The 17877-nt window shown below is 33.4% G+C and carries 15 protein-coding genes and 2 tRNA genes; 7 read left to right on the top strand and 10 right to left on the bottom strand.

The features are described from left to right. Nucleotides 1-103: 103 nt before the first annotated feature. From scpA to BUA46_RS01295, 8 genes are all read right to left on the bottom strand, one after another. Nucleotides 104-2224, bottom strand: a complete 2121-nt coding sequence (gene scpA, locus BUA46_RS01330) for a methylmalonyl-CoA mutase (RefSeq protein ID WP_019386371.1) — start codon at nt 2222-2224, stop codon at nt 104-106. A gap of 4 nt (nt 2225-2228) precedes the next feature. Further along, the gene (locus tag BUA46_RS01325) at nt 2229-2903 is read right to left on the bottom strand and encodes a hypothetical protein (RefSeq protein ID WP_143148045.1); all 675 of its coding nucleotides are present in this window, start codon (nt 2901-2903) and stop codon (nt 2229-2231) included. Between the two features lies 1 nt (nt 2904). Beyond that, the gene (locus tag BUA46_RS01320; RefSeq protein WP_019386373.1) at nt 2905-4269 is read right to left on the bottom strand and encodes a methylmalonyl-CoA mutase subunit beta; all 1365 of its coding nucleotides are present in this window, start codon (nt 4267-4269) and stop codon (nt 2905-2907) included. Then, nucleotides 4259-4582 carry an FtsB family cell division protein gene (locus tag BUA46_RS01315; protein ID WP_019386374.1) on the bottom strand — a complete coding sequence of 108 codons (324 nt, stop codon included), beginning with the start codon at nt 4580-4582 and terminating at the stop codon, nt 4259-4261. The genes BUA46_RS01320 and BUA46_RS01315 overlap by 11 nt, the downstream gene beginning before the upstream one ends. Next, nucleotides 4582-5187, bottom strand: coding sequence for a uridine kinase (gene udk, locus BUA46_RS01310; RefSeq protein WP_019386375.1), 606 nt, complete (start codon nt 5185-5187; stop codon nt 4582-4584). The genes BUA46_RS01315 and udk overlap by 1 nt, the downstream gene beginning before the upstream one ends. A 65-nt stretch (nt 5188-5252) precedes the next feature. After that, entirely contained in the window at nt 5253-5654 is a 402-nt protein-coding gene (locus BUA46_RS01305; protein ID WP_143148044.1) for a c-type cytochrome, read from the bottom strand. Nucleotides 5655-5663: 9 nt separating this feature from the next. Continuing rightward, nucleotides 5664-6788 carry a PQQ-dependent sugar dehydrogenase gene (locus tag BUA46_RS01300; protein WP_019386377.1) on the bottom strand — a complete coding sequence of 375 codons (1125 nt, stop codon included), beginning with the start codon at nt 6786-6788 and terminating at the stop codon, nt 5664-5666. Nucleotides 6789-6812: 24 nt separating this feature from the next. Continuing rightward, on the bottom strand, nt 6813-9098 hold the full coding sequence (locus BUA46_RS01295; protein WP_019386378.1) for a TonB-dependent receptor family protein: 2286 nt from the start codon (nt 9096-9098) through the stop codon (nt 6813-6815). A 136-nt stretch (nt 9099-9234) separates the two neighbouring features. On the opposite strand from BUA46_RS01295, the gene BUA46_RS01290 reads away from it, so the two are divergent. From BUA46_RS01290 to gndA, 3 genes are all read left to right on the top strand, one after another. Continuing rightward, nucleotides 9235-9312: transfer RNA gene (locus tag BUA46_RS01290), tRNA-Pro, on the top strand. 200 nt (nt 9313-9512) lie between these two features. Continuing rightward, a complete protein-coding gene (locus BUA46_RS01285; protein ID WP_019388475.1) occupies nt 9513-10568 on the top strand; it encodes a polysaccharide lyase family 7 protein in 1056 nt (351 codons plus the stop codon). A gap of 51 nt (nt 10569-10619) precedes the next feature. After that, nucleotides 10620-12497 carry an NADP-dependent phosphogluconate dehydrogenase gene (gene gndA / locus BUA46_RS01280; RefSeq protein WP_019388476.1) on the top strand — a complete coding sequence of 626 codons (1878 nt, stop codon included), beginning with the start codon at nt 10620-10622 and terminating at the stop codon, nt 12495-12497. Between the two features lie 187 nt (nt 12498-12684). On the opposite strand, the gene BUA46_RS01275 is transcribed toward gndA, so the two are convergent. After that, nucleotides 12685-13161, bottom strand: a complete 477-nt coding sequence (locus BUA46_RS01275; RefSeq protein WP_019388477.1) for a hypothetical protein — start codon at nt 13159-13161, stop codon at nt 12685-12687. A gap of 164 nt (nt 13162-13325) precedes the next feature. Here BUA46_RS01275 and trxB point away from each other — a divergent pair, with 164 nt between their 5' ends. The 3 genes from trxB to BUA46_RS01260 all read left to right on the top strand — a co-directional run bounded on the left by trxB (nt 13326) and on the right by BUA46_RS01260 (nt 15721). Next, complete coding sequence (trxB, locus tag BUA46_RS01270; RefSeq protein WP_019388478.1) at nt 13326-14306, top strand: thioredoxin-disulfide reductase; 981 nt, start codon at nt 13326-13328, stop codon at nt 14304-14306. Nucleotides 14307-14404: 98 nt separating this feature from the next. Continuing rightward, nucleotides 14405-14479, top strand: a tRNA-Pro gene (locus BUA46_RS01265). A gap of 240 nt (nt 14480-14719) precedes the next feature. Further along, nucleotides 14720-15721, top strand: a complete 1002-nt coding sequence (locus BUA46_RS01260; RefSeq protein ID WP_019388479.1) for a GntR family transcriptional regulator — start codon at nt 14720-14722, stop codon at nt 15719-15721. Between the two features lie 61 nt (nt 15722-15782). Here BUA46_RS01260 and BUA46_RS01255 read toward each other — a convergent pair whose 3' ends face one another. Beyond that, entirely contained in the window at nt 15783-16859 is a 1077-nt protein-coding gene (locus tag BUA46_RS01255) for a substrate-binding domain-containing protein (RefSeq protein ID WP_019388480.1), read from the bottom strand. 190 nt (nt 16860-17049) lie between these two features. On the opposite strand from BUA46_RS01255, the gene BUA46_RS01250 reads away from it, so the two are divergent. Beyond that, entirely contained in the window at nt 17050-17877 is an 828-nt protein-coding gene (locus BUA46_RS01250; protein ID WP_019388481.1) for an SDR family oxidoreductase, read from the top strand.

Here is a 17877-nt window from a genome sequence, read left to right as displayed (position 1 = left end):
GGTTTTATTAGAGACAAAAATACAATTATTTATGTGGAATGAAAGTGGAACTTGTTAACAAATCGGTGAGTGAAATTTAATGTAGTTTTTTAACGATTATTTGTTAATCAATTAGGATTTCTAGAATCTTAATTGCGGCATCACTAATTTTGGTTCCAGGGCCAAATACAGCAACAGCTCCGGCTTCAAATAAATATTGATAATCTTGCTTAGGAATAACGCCACCTACAATAACCATAATATCATCACGACCGTATGCTTTTAATGCATCAATAACTTGCGGAACTAAGGTTTTGTGACCAGCAGCTAATGAGGAAACGCCTAATATGTGCACATCGTTTTCAACGGCTTGTTTTGCAGCTTCTTGCGGGGTTTGAAAAAGAGGACCAATGTCTACATCAAATCCTACATCGGCATAACCTGTAGCAACAACCTTGGCTCCGCGATCATGACCGTCTTGCCCCATTTTTGCTATCATAATACGAGGTCTTCTGCCTTCTTGTTCTGCAAAAGCATCCGCCAATTGTTGTGCCTTTTTAAAGGATTCGTCGTTTTTTATTTCTTTACTATACACACCAGAAAATGATTTTATTTGTGCTTTGTATCTGCCAAAAACAGCCTCTAAAGCATCACTTATTTCGCCTAAAGTGGCACGCTCTCGAGCCGCTTCAATAGCTAAAGCTAGTAAATTTTCTTTACCAGATCTTCCTGCTTCGGTTAATTTTGATAGTGAGGCTCTAACTTTTTCGGAATTTCTAGTACTTTTAATTGAGGTTAATCGCTCAATTTGTGAGTTTCTAACAGTTTGGTTATCTACTTCAAGTGTAGAAATAGGGTCTTCTTCTTCAAGTCTATATTTATTAACGCCAACAATAATGTCTTGCCCAGAATCTATCCTTGCTTGCTTTCTTGCCGCAGCTTCTTCAATTCGTATTTTTGGGATACCAGCTTCAATGGCCTTTGTCATGCCACCTAAATCTTCAATTTCTTCAATTAAAGCCCAAGCTTTATTTGCAATATCGTGAGTTAGTTTTTCAACATAATAGCTTCCTGCCCATGGGTCAACCGTTTTTGTAATATGTGTTTCTTCTTGAAGAAATATTTGCGTGTTTCGAGCAATTCTTGCCGAAAAATCTGTTGGTAACGCAATAGCTTCATCTAAGGCATTAGTGTGCAAACTTTGTGTGCCGCCAAATGCCGCAGCGGCAGCTTCAATGGTGGTTCTAGCCACATTATTAAATGGGTCTTGTTCGGTTAAACTCCAACCCGAAGTCTGACAATGTGTACGTAATGCTAAAGATTTTTCGTTTTTAGGATTGAACTGTTTTACCAATTTCGCCCAAAGCATTCTAGCGGCTCGCATTTTGGAAATTTCCATAAAGTGGTTCATGCCGATTGCCCAAAAAAATGAAAGGCGAGGTGCAAAGGTATCAATATCCATACCTGCCGCTAATCCTTTTCGAATATATTCTAAACCATCGGCTAAAGTGTAAGCTAATTCAATATCGCAAGTAGCTCCAGCTTCTTGCATATGGTATCCGGAAATACTGATACTGTTGAATTTTGGCATGTTCTTACTCGTAAATTCAAAAATATCAGAAATAATTTTCATTGAAGGTGTTGGCGGATAGATATAGGTATTTCGCACCATAAATTCCTTCAAAATATCATTCTGTATGGTTCCTGCCAACTGTTCTGGCTTAACACCTTGTTCTTCTGCTGCCACAATATAAAAAGCCATAATGGGTAAAACTGCACCATTCATGGTCATTGAAACCGACATTTTATCCAATGGAATGTGATCGAAGAGTATTTTCATGTCTTCTACAGAATCAATAGCGACTCCTGCTTTTCCAACATCGCCAACTACACGCTCGTGGTCTGAATCATAACCTCTATGTGTTGCCAAATCAAAGGCTACGGATAGTCCTTTTTGCCCTGCAGCTAAATTACGTCTGTAAAAAGCATTGCTTTCTTCGGCAGTTGAAAATCCAGCATATTGACGAATAGTCCATGGTCTGCGAACATACATGGTGCTGTAAGGACCTCGCAAATAAGGTGCGATACCTGCAACAAAATTGAGATGCTTCAAGTCTTCAACATCACCTTGAGTATACGTTGATTTTACATCAATATTTTCAGCAGTAGCAAATGTTGAAGATTTAATCTTTTTACTTTCTACCTCTGGTTTTATGTTGATATGTTGAAGATTTTTTCTAGCCATTTATTTAGTCGTGATTATGTCCTGCATGAGGATCAACTTCCTCTTTTCGAGGAACCTGATTAAAATCCACTTTCAATTTTGGTTGTTCTAACTTCGATTTATCAAAATTGGTGTCGAACATTTTGGCATAATATAAATCTAGCGCGATGTATAAAGCCAAACTTTTATCGTTTATGGCGTTTTGGTATTTATTAACAACCGCAGGACCCAATAATTTTGGTGACATGCTATTTGTTGTTAAAAGGGCATTAAGCGTGGTTTTTAAATTTTGATCTTTTATAGTTTTTGAGATACATTTTACAACCTCACTATTGTAGTTGAGGTTACTTTTTGTATTGTTCAAGTCCCACAAACCTTCTTCCTCTTTTAGGGCTTGAAAAACCTCGAAAGTGTGTTTTGATACAATTTTATCTAATTGTAATCTGCCAAAAACAGAATTTCTCATGATCTGAGAATATGCCTGATTTAATTTAAAATTTGGTCTGTTTTGCTTGTAATGATTTTCGATATCGTCTTCAAAACTATAAAGGGCTTCATTTAATAATTTAGTATTTACGCCAGCACATTCAAAAGCGATTGGTTTATCAGCGTATTTGTAATTTGAAAATGAGTTTTCTTTTTTACAACTCAATAGAATGAAGCATAATAAACAAGATAAAAGTGTAATTTTTGAGTTCATTTTAATTTTCATTTTTTAATCGGTTTTGTTCTAATTGTTCTGATAATCGTTTTTCTATAATGGGTTCAATTAATGTTTTTCTTGGGTTGGTTTTTACAAAAGGATAAAGTTCTAGCTCATGCTTCATGCTGTCCTTAGCATTAGGGTGAACGTTAGTGCCCAATAATACGATTTCGCCTTTATCAAATTGTTCTTGTTCTTTCAGCGCAGATTCTTTTATTTTTCTTTGAATGGTTCCCGCTTTTAATTGACTTAGAAACCCGCCATTGTTTTCAATATCTTTAAAAAGTTCTAAAGCTTTTTCTGAAAGTTGGTCTGTAATAGTTTCAATGTAGTACGAACCATCAGATGGATTGTTTACCATGTTAAAATAGCTTTCGTGCTTCAGAATTAAAAGCTGGTTTCTTGCGATGCGCTCACTAAAAGCATTGCTTTTATGATAAATTGCATCATAGGGTAAATTGGCAATAAAATTAGCGCCTCCAAGTATAGCACTCATACATTCGGTAGTTGTGCGCAACATGTTCGTATTGTAATCGTACAAGGTTTTGTTTCGTTTTGAAGGTGTCACAACGATTTCGCAATTGGTATTCGCACCATATGCTTTAGCGAGTGTTTTCCATAGTGCTCTTAATGCGCGTAATTTGGCAATTTCAAAGAAGTAATTGGAACTAACCGATACATTAAAAACAATGTTTAATGATTGTAAATCGATTTCTGAATTTTCTAAACCATTTAAATACTCGTTAGCGTGGGCTAGGGTATAAGCAAGCTCTTGAGTTATGGTTGCTCCGGCATTTTGATATAGTGAAGCATTTACAGTAAAAGCATGTGTTTTGTTTATCAAAGTGTCGAATGCCTTAAAATCTTCATTAAAGCTTTTAAACCAGTTGCCATCACTAGCGAGTTGCCCAATGCTATCTATTTGAATTTTTGCTTGAGGAACTAAATTATGTATGTTATTGATGAAATCTGCTGAAAGAAATTGAAGTTCAAGAAATAATGTCGTTTCCTTTTGATTGATACCTTTAACAAGTTCTTTAATTGAAACGGTTTCATTAGGAATGATGAATTTGATACTTTCTGCACCTTTTTCAATGATATCAAGAGCTTTTTTGTTAGATTTTTCAACGTCTGCAACGAAAATGATTTGAAGAATGTTCCATAGAGTTGCTTTGGTGTCAGAAATGTTTGGGAGATTATTAAAATCGTCGGCGTGATAAAAAGGCTTTACATCAATATTCTCATTAGTTTTCCAAACAAGTATATCGTTGTAATCTGCACCTTTTAAATCGAACTGTATTTTTTGTTTCCATTGTTTTGAAGAAACAGGTTGAAACTCATCAAACAAATGTTTACTCATCATTTTTTGTTTTTAAGCTATCGTCATATTCGATAATGTAAATTTCCTCATTATCTCTTTTCATGTAATATTCTTCTCTAGCAAACTTCTCTAACCCTTCGTCTGTACTCAGTTTTTTTAAATCTTTTTTATCTTTTTCTATTTCTTTGATGTAGTATTCTTTCTCGTTCTCTAAATCCTCAATTTCTGTATTTAATTCATGATGAATAAGCCATGAATTGGCATCAAAAAACAACATCCAAACAGCAAACACCACTAAAATAAGTATAAAAATATTTTTAAAGGGTTTTAAGTATTTGTTTCTATTGATTGCCATTATAGTTTATCGTTTATAATGGTTTTAACAATATCGATGGCTACCGTGTTGTAATGATTGTTTGGAATAATAATATCTGCAAACTCTTTCATAGGTTCTATAAACTGATTGTGCATCGGTTTTAATGTGGTTTTGTATCGTGCAAGTACTTCATCTAAATCTCTTCCACGTTCTTGTATGTCTCGTTTTAAACGGCGTATTAAGCGTTCATCGCTATCGGCATGCACAAAAATTTTAATGTCGAACATCTCTCTTAACTCTGGGTTGGTCAAAATTAAAATACCTTCAACTATAATAACTTTTCTAGGATGCGTTAAAATGGTATCACCCGTTCTATTATGCTTAACGAACGAATAAACAGGTTGGTGTATAGGATTGCCTTTTTTTAATTCTTTTAAATGCTCCTCAAGTAAATCGAAATCAATAGACCTTGGATGATCAAAATTGATTTTCACGCGTTCATCATAAGATAAATGAGTGGTGTCTAGGTAATATGAATCTTGAGAAATAACTCCAACTTCGCCCTCTGGTTGTTCGTTTAAAATTTGATTTACAACTGTTGTTTTGCCACAGCCTGTACCGCCAGCAATTCCTATAATGAGCATGAAAAGAGTTTTATGGACTTTACAAAGTTAGTTAATACTTGTTCCTATTTAAAACAGATCTTGGATTATTTTTCAATTTTTGAAACTTCTTCTTCTGTGACTAAATTATCATTTTTGTTCCCCCAACTATTTGTTATATAATTCATAACATCGGCAACTTCATCATCACTCAATCCCATGGGTGCCATATAGCCATTATAAGTTTTTCCGTTAACTGTAATTTCACCTTTTTGACCATATTTGATGCCCTTTATACTGGCTTCTCTATTATTCATTAAGTAATCAGATTTTGCTATCGGCGGATACACATTTTCAACGCCTTCACCACTTGGTAAATGGCAGGTAACACAAAAATCTTCATAAATAAATGCACCACGCTCCATACTTGAATCTAATTCGCTTGATTGGGCGCTACAGGTGAAAATGATAGAACAAAACGAGAAGAAACTTAAGTAAAGTAATTTCATAATATATAATTAGTTTTGAGGAACAATTTTATAGATGCCTTTGCCTTCTACGGCCACATAAATGAAACCATCAGGTCCTTGAATAACATTTCTAACTCTACCGATGTCTTCTAACAGTTTCTCACGTTTTACAACTTTATTATTTTCTATAACCAATCGCTCTAGATATTCAAATTTTAGTGCTCCAACGAGCACATTTCCTTTCCATTCTGGGTATTTGTTTGAAGATACAAAAGCCATTCCGCTAGGAGCAATGGATGGTACCCAATAAAAAAGCGGTTGCTCCATGCCTTCTTTTTCGGTGATGTCTGTAAATGTTGTGCCGCTATAGTTTATTCCATAAGAAATAACAGGCCAACCGTAGTTGTTACCTTTTTCAATAATATTTATTTCATCGCCTCCTTTTGGTCCGTGTTCATTAGTCCAAATGGCACCTGTAAATGGGTTTTTAACCATACCTTGAGGGTTTCGGTGCCCGTAACTATAAATAGCAGTTTTGGCATTTTCGGTATTTATGAACGGATTGTCATCTGGTACACTGCCATCATCATTTAATCTGTAAATTTTACCGCAATCTCTTGTAATGTCTTGTGGGTTTACATCTCGATCGCCTCGATCTCCAATAGAGAAATACAAATAGCCTTCATCATCAAATTCTATTCTCGACCCGAAGTGTTGACCTCTTTTAGAATTCGGACTCGCCTTGTAAAGCATTTCAGAATTAACTAGAGTATTGCCGTTAAGTTTCGCACGCAATATCGCCGTGTTTCCACCATCGCCCTCACCTTCTGCGGAAGCAAAAGAAAAATATATCCATCCGTTTTCAATGTAATCTGGGTGTAGTTTTACATCCATAAAGCCACCTTGACCACGTACATAAACATTGGGTGTACCCTCGATTAATTGCTTTTCACCTTCATAAAAATGAATTAGTTCTCCTGATTTTTCGGTTATCAGCATACTTCCATCTGGTAAAAAAGCCATTCCCCACGGAATATTTAAATCTGATACTACAATTTCTGAAGTATAGTTTGACTCTGAAGGTGTTGAGGCTTCAACTTCAGATTCTTTTTGTTGCGCACAAGCGGTAAATACGATAAAAATTAATGCGAAAATTGAATAAAACTGTTTCATTTTTGTTTTTTGTTATAATTTACATTAAAAAATGTAGTTTATATTAATTCCAGTATAATAATTTATAGGATTCCCTGGATAATAATATCTGGGAGCGCTTCCTCCAAAGCCAGTGGCATTTATTAAAATTTGAGAAGCATAGTTTACATCAAATATATTGTTTAAGCCAAAGAATGCGTTTAATTTTAGCTTTTTATTAAGAAATAATTTATAACCAATTTTACAATGAGTTAAATTGTAACTTTCTGAAAACAAGCTATTACTGTCGTTTATTGGCATGCTACCTACATGTTGGTAATTTATATTTCCATAAAAACCTATGCTACTTATAAAATTAAATCCAAGGTTGATAACTTCAGAAGGGACACCTGTTAGTTTATTGCCCGAAAAATTATTAGAATCGTCAACAAAGTTTTTAAATTTGAATTGATTTAAGGTGTAATTGAAAAACGAACTTAATGTCACGTTATTATTTGATAGCCAATTATAATTAATGGCTGCTTCTAAGCCATTATGTTGAGTACTACCTGCATTTATTCCTATAAATTGGTCTTGTGTTGTTCTTCTTGAAACAATGAGATTTTTAATGTTTAAATGATAAATTGATGCGTTAAATTGTAAGCGATTACTAAATAAAGTGCCACGTGTACCTAACTCGTAATTCCATCCAGTTTCTGGTTTTAAATTGGTGTTTATTTGTCCGTCAGGAAGTAGAGTTTCTTGAAGTGAAAGTGGTGAGAACCCATGACTTATATTAGAAAATAAACTTAAGTTATTCGAAATTAAATGAGAAACCCCAAATTTGGGAGACATAATACTTTTGTATTTATACTGCCCCGATTGATCTGGATTGGTATCTGAAACCGGGTAATCATCTTTTAACTTATAGGCGGTTTCATTTAAATTTAATCCGATGGAAAGTGTGGTTTTTTCTGAAAGTGCAATATCAGATTCCGCAAAAATATTATAATAATTTCTTCGCTCATGAAAATCTGATAAACGGTTACCTTCAATACTTCCTGTGCCTTCAGGATAATCTTCATATAAATTTTCAAAGGTTCCGTATGTATAGGTGTCTTTAAAAAACTCTCCGCCAAAAGTCCATTTTAACTTTTTGCCATATAGCTTTAGTGTGCCCAATAATCTGCTTCTTATACCATATGCAGATGTGTTTTCTTTTAAAATGTTAAAAGGTCTTGGTTCGTACGTGTTTGTAAATGATGTGAAAATACTGGTATTTTGCTTTAAGTTGTCATTGTAATTATGATTCCAAGAAAGTCCAATAATACCACGTTTTGAATCTTCATATCCTTTGGATTGTTGCCAAGTAAAAGCAGCAGACTCTGGACTGTTTAAATAAGTATCTTCGTTAATTGAGCTTGGTATAAATGCCTTTAAATCCACATAACTCATCAATATAGAAAACTCGTTTTTAGCATTTAAAAAATGATTGGAATTTATGGTGAAAGTCTGTCTGTTGTATTCATTATTTTCACGATATCCATCGCTATGAGTATTACTGTAAACAGCGTTTATACTATGTTTTTTTGAGCCATATGCCAAATTTAATATCCCTTTAACTAATCCAAACGAGCCAATCGAAAATTCTGTATTACTAGATGTTTCATTTAAATGCCCGTTTTGCGGTATTAAACGAATAACTCCTCCCAAACCAGCTCCATAAATACTAGAAGCAGATCCTTTTGTGATTTCCATTTGAGAGATGGTAGCGAGTTCAAAATCTTCAAGTGTTGTTTCGCCACTGCCATTGGTTAACGGAATATCTTTAAAATAGGCTCTTATTTTGGAAGTTCCGAAAAGGTTTCTAGAACCAATACCTCTTATCGTAATACGATTTGTATTGAGGCTGCCACTTTGCATAAACACCCCAGGAGCTCGATTTAATATTGGGGCAAAATCTGTATTGTTTGCAAGTTGAATATCATTTGATGTAATCATACTCACCGATGCTGTTGCTTTTTTTAAAACTCTAGGAATCTGGTTTGTACTTATTGTAATTTCATTAAGTTCAAATGGATTGATACTTAGTTGAATAATGTATTCGATGTTTTCGTTAAGCTCAATAATTTTTTCGCTATAACCAACTTTTTTAAATGCATAAAAACCCGGTTTTTCTAATAGGAAAAGACCATTGCTATTTGTAAAGTAAGTGTCCTTGAGCTCTAAATTAGTAATTTCTACATTTGCTAAAGGAATCCCGGAATTGTTAGCTATAACCTTGCCTTTAATTTGCCCGAAACAAAAGAAACTCGAGCAAAAAAATAAGAATAAAAAAAGGTTTTTGGTCACAATAAATGCTTTAGGTTATCTGAAATTTTCAATTGCTAAATTATCACTTTTGTGCAAGAAATATTTTTTAGAGAATTTTAATTATGAAATGAATAAAAAAACTATATTTGCATCCCGTTACAAGATAACCAAAAATCGGGGTGTAGCGTAGCCCGGTTATCGCGCCGCGTTTGGGACGCGGAGGTCGCAGGTTCGAATCCTGCCACCCCGACCAAAAAATCCAATTACGAAAGTGACTGGATTTTTTTATGCCTTTATCCATGTTCGATTAAGACTTTAAAGGTATCTACAGAATTTATGTCTTCAAAGTCTTTCCACACAATTATTTTTGAAATATTATAAATTTAATGAAGCGTTAGTTTCCATTTATTTGTTAACTTCAAAATGTAAATTTTAGATTGAAAAAATAACAAAATGAAGTGTATAAAAGTAAACAAATTATCAATTTTACTAATTATTGCAGCGGTTTTAATGTTTGGCTGCAAGAATGTTAAGAAAGAATCTAATATAGCCGAAATTACAGAGAAAATCTATCCGAGCGATGTTCTTCCTGTTATTAAAGATTGTAGTTTACTATGTGGTGATGGTACAAGTTTTAAAAACTTAGATAAGGTTGAGCATGACGATTTTTTTTATGTTGAAAACGATGGAAAAACAAACTGGGTTGTATACAAAACACCAAATTCTGGAATAACCTCAAGAACTTCGAGTAATACAAGAACGGAATTGGGACAAAAAGCACATTGGATTCCAGAAACTGGCGGAAGATTAACAGGAACGTTGAAAGTACAGCATGTGTCAACTTCAGGCGATGCCAGAGTTTCAGTTTCATATTCGGTTGTTGTAGGGCAGATTCATAGTGATGAGGGGCATGAAAACGAACCGCTCAAAATCTTCTACAAAAAATTCCCAGGGCACGAAAAAGGATCTGTGTTTTGGAATTATGAAATTAATACCAAAGGTGATAATTCTAAAAGGTGGGATTATTCTACCGCCGTTTGGGGATACAATATGTCGGTTGTAGGTACGAGTCCATCAACCAATCCAGAAGAGCCTGGTGATGGTATAGCCTTGGGTGAAGAATTTAGTTATGAGGTGAACGTGCATGAAGGTATTATGTTTCTTACTTTTAAAAGCGAAGGACATGAAACAAAGACATTTGTGAAGAACTTGTTGCAATCAGATTTTTCTGAAAAATCAGATCTCCCAGAGCAAATCAAAACAGTATACGCAACAATTGGACGTGATGGGGTAGAACAAGAAAACGCATATGCAGGCGAATTACAATACTTTAAACAAGGCGCTTACAATCAAACAAATGGAAAAGACCCAAACGAAAATATAGTTTGGTATACTGGGGCCGAGGTATTTGATGGCGATATTGCTAAACAGTACGCTCATGGCAGTTATGCTGAAGTTTGGTTTAGAGAATCTACCATGGGAGAAAGCATTGCCCCTAGCAAAGATTAATATGGTGGTATTTCTAAAAAAAAGTCAATTATTTAAAAATAATATAAGAAATTGAATAGCGTCATCTATATTACGGGAGTTTCAGGTTCTGGTAAAAGTACCATCGGTAAATTATTATCTGAAAACCTTAAAATTCCATTTTTTGATGGAGATGATTTTCATCCTCAATCAAATATTGATAAGATGAAAAGCGGCTTGCCGTTAAATGATAAAGATCGTCAAGGTTGGTTGCTAAAACTTAATGACGTCGCAAAAGCACAGTTACAAAAAAGCAGCTGTGTTATAGTTTGTTCGGCTTTAAAGCAAGCATATCGTGAAATTTTGAAAAAAGATATTGAATATCATGTGAAATGGGTGCATCTAACGGGTGGTTTCAATTTGATATTTAAAAGACTTAACGAAAGAGAGCATCATTTTATGTCATCGGATTTATTGCAATCTCAGTTTGATACCTTAGAACCGCCAAAGGATGCAATACAAGTTGATGTAAGTTTAAAACCTTCAGAAATAGTAAAAAATATAGTTGAACAAATGGAAGAGAAATCTGAATTTGGTCTTTTTGGACTAGGTGTTATGGGGAAAAGCTTAAGCAGAAACTTAGCGCAAAAAGGTTTTAGAATTTCAATATTTAATCGAGAAGTTAAAGGGAAAGAGGAACATGTTGCCATAGATTTTAAAAATAAGCATAAAGAACTTGAAAACGCACATGCGTTCTCTAACATTGAGAAGTTTGTAAACTCATTACAAACCCCAAGAAAAATTATGCTCATGGTTAATGCTGGTAAGATTACAGATATGGTCATTGAAGATTTACTGCCTTATTTGTCTGCTGGAGATGTGTTAATTGATGGTGGAAACTCTAACTATATAAAAACAAAGGAACGTTACGATTATCTAAAATCGAAGGGTATTCATTTCTTTGGAGTTGGTGTTTCTGGAGGTGAAGAAGGGGCTTTAAAAGGTCCGTCCATAATGCCCGGAGGAGACAAAAACACATATAACTTAGTAAAGCCTTATTTAGAAAGTATTGCTGCTAAAGATGTTAATAACTTGCCATGTTGCACTTATATAGGAGAAGAAGGAAGTGGACATTTTGTAAAAATGGTTCATAATGGAATTGAATATGTAGAAATGCAATTATTGGCTGAAGTCTTTACGATACTAAAAACTATGGGAAATAATCCAGATGAAATAGCTGATATTTTAGAATCATGGAAACCAAAAGCCCAAAGTTATTTACTAAGTATTACTATTGATATACTTAGAAAGAAAGATAGAAACGAATGGTTAATACATAAAATAGTTGATAAGGCAGGGAATAAAGGTACTGGCAACTGGACAACAATAGCTACTGCTCAATTGGGAGTTCCAGGTACTTTAATAGCATCAGCATTATTTGCAAGGTATACTTCGTTTTATAAAGATGAAAGAATTCAAGCTAGCAAACATTTCGAGATAACATCATTACCCGTTAACCTTGAAATTAAGGATGTTTTAAATGCATATCAATTTGCAAGAATTATAAATCATTTTCAGGGCATTAGATTAGTTTCAGAGGCTGGAAAAGCATACAATTGGCAACTAAATCTTAGTGAAATAGCGCGAATTTGGACTAATGGCTGCATTATAAAATCTGATTTAATGGCGGAATTAATACCTGTCTTAAAAGAAGATGATAATATTTTGAAACATCAGGTTATTATTAATCAGGTCAAATTATTGAAACCGTCAATAAACAAAGTAGTGGCTAAATGTATGTTGAGTGAATTGGCAATACCTTGTTTAAGCGATGCGGTTAATTTTTTAAATAATTATGCAAATTCAAGGTCGTCGGCAAATATTATTCAGGCACAACGTGATTATTTTGGAGCTCACACCTATCAGCGTACAGATGATGCTACTGGAAAATTTTATCATACCAATTGGTAGGATAATAAAAAATTTTAATTTTTATAACCATTTTAAATACAGTTAAATAGCCTTATTTAACTTCCATTAAATTAATTAAATTTTAATTGATGCGCAATGCTTTTTAATTTATTGGAATAATTAAAACCCATCCAATTATATCTAATCGTTAATAAGAACAAATCTAATTGTAAAACAGCAAAGGCCGTTACTCTAACCTAATATAATATTCGCCTAAAATAGGATGACCTGCACTATCTAATTCAGTTTGACTGAATTCATTTTCACTAATATTCACATCAAAAACAAACTCTGTTCTATCTTTTATTACCTCATTCATCGATTTGGAACCATAATCTAATATTTCAGTTAAAACGCCATTTTTAACTTTATAGTCACCATAGGCAAACCAATCAATTGAATCTGATATTCTAGATCTACTCCACATCACTTTGGTAGCAGAATACATTTTTATTTGCTTATTAGTTTCTGAAGAAGGGATGGTATCTATACTGCCATCTTCTCCAAAGTTTAAATAACTTACTAACTTCCAAGCGCCTTCTAAAGTTTCAATGTCTTTTTCCGAATTAATTGTGCTTTTTTCCGCCATTTCTGCTTTTGAATTATCTTTACAAGAAAAAAGAATTAATGGTAAAACGGCTAATATTAATAAATACTTTTTCATAATTTAAAGAGTTTAGTTGATATACAGCAATTTACGAAAAAAAACAACATGATTTCTTTTATTAATAGATTTAGAAAATACTATCATAGTTAAGTGTTAATAACTTAAGTGTAAGGATTCAATCAAAAATTCTACTTTTGTTACATTAAAATTTATGAAAAATTATGGCTGAAAATATAGAAAAAGTTAAGTGCTTGATTATAGGTTCTGGACCCGCAGGTTATACCGCAGCAATTTATGCTGCTAGAGCTAATATGAAACCTGTTTTGTATCAAGGGTCACAACCAGGTGGGCAATTAACAACCACAAATGAGGTTGAGAATTTTCCAGGATACCCAGATGGGGTTACAGGACCAGAAATGATGATGCAATTACAGGCACAAGCGCAACGATTTGAAACTGATGTTAGAGATGGTTGGATTACCAAAGTAGATTTTTCAGGGCCTTTACATAAAGTATGGGTGAATGATACTAAAGAAATTCATGCTGACACCATTATTATTTCAACGGGTGCATCGGCAAAATATTTAGGCTTAGATTCCGAACAGAAATATTTAAAACTTGGTGGTGGGGTATCTGCATGTGCAGTCTGTGATGGGTTTTTCTACCGAAACCAAGAAGTGGTGATTGTTGGTGCAGGAGATTCGGCTTGCGAAGAAGCGCATTACCTTTCTAAACTTTGTAAAAAGGTAACGATGTTGGTTCGTAGAGATGAGTTTAGAGCTTCGAAAATAATGGCTGCTCGTGTAAAAAACACTGAAAATATTGAAATTTTATACAATACTGAAACCGATGAGGTTTTAGGTGATGGACAAGTGGTTACAGGTGTTCGTGTTTTTAATAATAAAACTGGCGAAAAGCATGAGATTCCAGCAACTGGATTCTTTGTAGCGATTGGACACAAACCAAACACAGATATATTTAAAGATTATTTAGATTTAGACGAAACTGGTTATATTATCAATGTGCCAGGAACTTCAAAAACCAATGTTGAAGGCGTATTTGTTTCTGGCGATGCGGCAGATCATGTTTACAGACAAGCGGTAACTGCAGCGGGAACAGGTTGTATGGCAGCATTAGATGCAGAACGCTATTTGGCTGCAAAAGACTCTACTTTTGAAGTGTCTACCTCTACTTATAATTGATTGAAACAAATAAATATTTAAAAAACCAAAGCGAATAGCTTTGGTTTTTTAAGTTAGTTTATATTTGAAAACGTGTCTAATTTAAGATTATAAAAAAGCGGGATGTGGCGCAGTCCGGTTAGCGTACACGGCTGGGGGCCGTGTGGTCGCAGGTTCAAATCCTGTCATCCCGACAAAATATTTGTCAATCAATAGTTCTTCACTTTTATTTTGTTGATTTTCAAGTTGTAAACAATCCGTGTATTTGGCATTGCAATACATAGCACATGATAGTACAGGATAGTTTTTGTGAAAAATTGAGTTTTCTTGAGATATGAAAAGTAGATTTGTTTAAGTACTGTTGTTGTAATTTTAATTGATTCAATTCAGTTCTTTATTTGACAATTAATTCTTTCTAAAATCTTTCAACAAGCATGGTTCAAGAAATAATTAAATTAAAAAATATTGGTAGCAACGATATACCTAAATATAAAAAAGTATTTAATGCGTTTAAAGAATCGATAGAGACTAATGTTTTTAAACCTGGTGATAGTATTCCTTCTATAAATGAATTTAGTAAAGACTATAAAATATCTCGAGATACCGTATTCAAAGCTTATAAGCTTCTTAAAGATGAGGGGTTTATTAAATCTACTCCCAACAAGGGTTACTACATCACAGATAATAAAATTAAGGTACTTTTATTAATAAGCACGTTTAAGGCTTATAAAGAAGTGTTGTATCATTCATTTATGCAAAACTTACCGAGCAATGTAATAGTAGATTTGCAGTTTCATCATTTTAGTGTAAAGAATTTTAAGTCGATGCTAGATGCCCAGAATGGTAAATATTATAAATACATTGTGATGGGTTTTGATCATCCTGAAGTTAAGAAAGCCATTAATAAAATTGATGAAAATCAGTTGTTATTAATAGATTGGGATTTGCATTCTAAAAAAACAAGTAATTTTATTTTACAAGATTTTGGACAAGGATTTTACAACTGTTTAGAAGAGGCATTACCTTTATTTAAAAAATATAAGTCGGTTAAATTTATCTATCCAGAATTCACATATCATCCATGGGAAAGTGTCGTTTTTTTTAAAAAATTCTGCAAAACAAATAACCTTGAATTTGATGTCATTAAAAATTCGAAGTTGTTCACAGTTAATGAAAATACTGCCTATATAAGTGTAAACGATAGAATGCTCTATAAATTATTAGACCAATGTTTGGATGCTAATTTTGAGTTAGGAAAAGATGTAGGAGTACTTTCGTATAACGAAACACCTATAAAAAGATTTACATATAAGGGTATTTCTGTGGTCTCAGTAGATTTTCAAGAATTTGGCGCCAAAGCTGCAGAGTTTATTACAAGTGATGCACCAATGCAAACCTATTTGCCCACAAAACTCATATTAAGGGAGTCATTATAATTTGGGCGTGATAAAAAAAACATATCAGTAATATCGTGGCTAATATTAATTTATATGTATTCTAGTTTACATTTTCAAAAACGAATTTGTTTCTTTCATTATAATCTACATTTTCTTTAGTCAAAATATCGATAGGAAGATATATTTTGTTATTTAATAAACTTTTTTTGTTTTTTAAATAGTCAGTTAATAAACGAACCGATTCATAACCTTGTTCAAATGGTTTTTGAGAAATCAAGAACGACACAGAATCGTTTTTTAAACATTCAATATTTTGAGGCGTATTATCAAATCCAATCAATTTAAGATTTTTTAGATAATTTGTGCTTATACAATCCACCACAATATAAATTCTACTCGATGGTACAAAGATACCTTCAATTTCGGGGTGTTGTTTTAAGTATAGGTTTATTTTTTCTCTGGTCTCCAAAGAGTTATTTAAATTCTCTATTTTTAGTGTTTGGGTTTTAGAATGTATGTCATTTTTCAAGAAAAAATCATTAAAACCTTTTATTCTATTAGATACTGCATTGTTTTTAGTGATATTATGCCTTGCCTGAATAATTAAAAAAGTAGAATGTTTAGGTATGCTTAAATGCATGAGCTTGCCTGCAATATACCCAGCCATATAAGAGTCTTGACCAACAAATGCTTCGTTATTAAAGCCATCAATATCAATATTTAAAAATAAATAGGGAATGTTAAGAGATTCTAATTTACTAACAATTAGTTTTGTCTCTTTTGAAAAATTGGGAACCATGATAACAGCAGTTGGCTTTGTTTTTAACAATTCATGGAATGTGTTTAAATACGAATTGGGATCATATTGATTAAAAGTAAAATTTTTGACCTTTACTCCAAAGCTTTTAACGTCATCTGCACCTTTTAAAATGCCTAAATATGGAGATTTCCAAAATAAATCGGAATCATTATGTTCAGGTATTAATGCGGCAATGAAATGTTTATTCTTCATAGCAAGAGCACTGGCGACTGGATTCACACTAAAATTGTGATACTCAAGAATTTTTTCAATTCTAGCCTGTGTTTTTTTTGAAACCCCCCCGCGGTTGTGTATAACTCTGTCTACCGTTCCTTCAGAGACTTTAGCTTCTTTTGCGATATCCTTAATTGTAATCATATAATTCTATTCATCTATTTATGTCCTTTTGGAATTGAAAACATAATTTGTAATAAAGCTATTTTTAGGCAATTTAATAAAAATATATTCATTTTGTGTGCGCACACAATTATTTTTTTATATATTTGTGTGTGCGTACACGAAAAGTTATGCCTAATAATTAGTATTGATAAAAATAAGATAATTAAAAATGAATAAAACAATCGTTTTAACAGGGGCAGGAGGCGTGCTTTGTGGAACATTAGCCAAAGCATTGGCTAAAGAAGGGAACAATATAGCGGTATTAGATTTAAGAAAAGAAGCAGCGGATGCTATTGCAGATGAAATAAATGCAGCAGGAGGAAAAGCAATTGGAGTTGCTGCTAATGTACTCGAAAAGGAATCTTTACAACAGGCTAAAAAAGAAGTGAATGGTGCTTTTGGATTATGCGATATTTTAATAAATGGAGCCGGAGGAAACCATCCATTAGGTACAACAAGTAATCCATTTTTACAGGCAGAAGATTTAGTTAATAAAACGGAAGGTTTTAAAACGTTTTTTGATTTGGATCCATCAGGGATACAATTCGTATTTAATTTAAATTTCATTGGAACCCTTTTGCCTACACAAATTTTTGCTGAAGATATGGTAGGTAGGGAAGGATGCAGCATTCTAAATATATCCTCTATGAATGCTTTTACGCCATTAACAAAAATACCTGCATATAGTGGTGCAAAAGCAGCAGTTTCAAATTTCACACAGTGGCTTGCAGTTCATTTTTCAAAAGTAGGCATTCGTGTAAATGCGTTAGCTCCAGGTTTTTTCTTAACCGATCAGAATAGAGCATTATTAACAAATAGCGATGGGAGTTTGACGCCAAGAGGTAATCAAATTATAGAGCAAACACCAATGGGAAAATTTGGTGAGCCCGAGCATTTAGTGGGTACAACCTTGTGGTTATGTAGTGAAGGTGCTTCATTTATTACAGGCGTCGTGATACCTATTGATGGAGGTTTTAGTGCTTACAGTGGTGTTTAA

This window comes from Algibacter luteus, from assembly GCF_900141715.1.
Taxonomy (GTDB): Bacteria; Bacteroidota; Bacteroidia; order Flavobacteriales; family Flavobacteriaceae; genus Arenitalea; species Arenitalea lutea.
Note: the sequence above shows the minus strand (reverse complement) of the source record. Positions and strands in the feature narration are given on the sequence as shown.

What these genes read in the sequence shown, in the direction of transcription:
- BUA46_RS01255 (WP_019388480.1), bottom strand. Translation starts at nt 16,859, where the DNA reads ATGATTACAATTAAGGATATCGCAAAAGAAGCTAAAGTCTCTGAAGGA.
- BUA46_RS01325 (WP_143148045.1), bottom strand. Translation starts at nt 2,903, where the DNA reads ATGAACTCAAAAATTACACTTTTATCTTGTTTATTATGCTTCATTCTA.
- scpA (WP_019386371.1), bottom strand. Translation starts at nt 2,224, where the DNA reads ATGGCTAGAAAAAATCTTCAACATATCAACATAAAACCAGAGGTAGAA.
- trxB (WP_019388478.1), top strand. Translation starts at nt 13,326, where the DNA reads ATGGCTGAAAATATAGAAAAAGTTAAGTGCTTGATTATAGGTTCTGGA.
- BUA46_RS01285 (WP_019388475.1), top strand. Translation starts at nt 9,513, where the DNA reads ATGAAGTGTATAAAAGTAAACAAATTATCAATTTTACTAATTATTGCA.
- BUA46_RS01300 (WP_019386377.1), bottom strand. Translation starts at nt 6,788, where the DNA reads ATGAAACAGTTTTATTCAATTTTCGCATTAATTTTTATCGTATTTACC.
- udk (WP_019386375.1), bottom strand. Translation starts at nt 5,187, where the DNA reads ATGCTCATTATAGGAATTGCTGGCGGTACAGGCTGTGGCAAAACAACA.
- BUA46_RS01275 (WP_019388477.1), bottom strand. Translation starts at nt 13,161, where the DNA reads ATGAAAAAGTATTTATTAATATTAGCCGTTTTACCATTAATTCTTTTT.
- BUA46_RS01250 (WP_019388481.1), top strand. Translation starts at nt 17,050, where the DNA reads ATGAATAAAACAATCGTTTTAACAGGGGCAGGAGGCGTGCTTTGTGGA.
- BUA46_RS01320 (WP_019386373.1), bottom strand. Translation starts at nt 4,269, where the DNA reads ATGATGAGTAAACATTTGTTTGATGAGTTTCAACCTGTTTCTTCAAAA.
- BUA46_RS01305 (WP_143148044.1), bottom strand. Translation starts at nt 5,654, where the DNA reads ATGAAATTACTTTACTTAAGTTTCTTCTCGTTTTGTTCTATCATTTTC.
- BUA46_RS01315 (WP_019386374.1), bottom strand. Translation starts at nt 4,582, where the DNA reads ATGGCAATCAATAGAAACAAATACTTAAAACCCTTTAAAAATATTTTT.
- BUA46_RS01260 (WP_019388479.1), top strand. Translation starts at nt 14,720, where the DNA reads ATGGTTCAAGAAATAATTAAATTAAAAAATATTGGTAGCAACGATATA.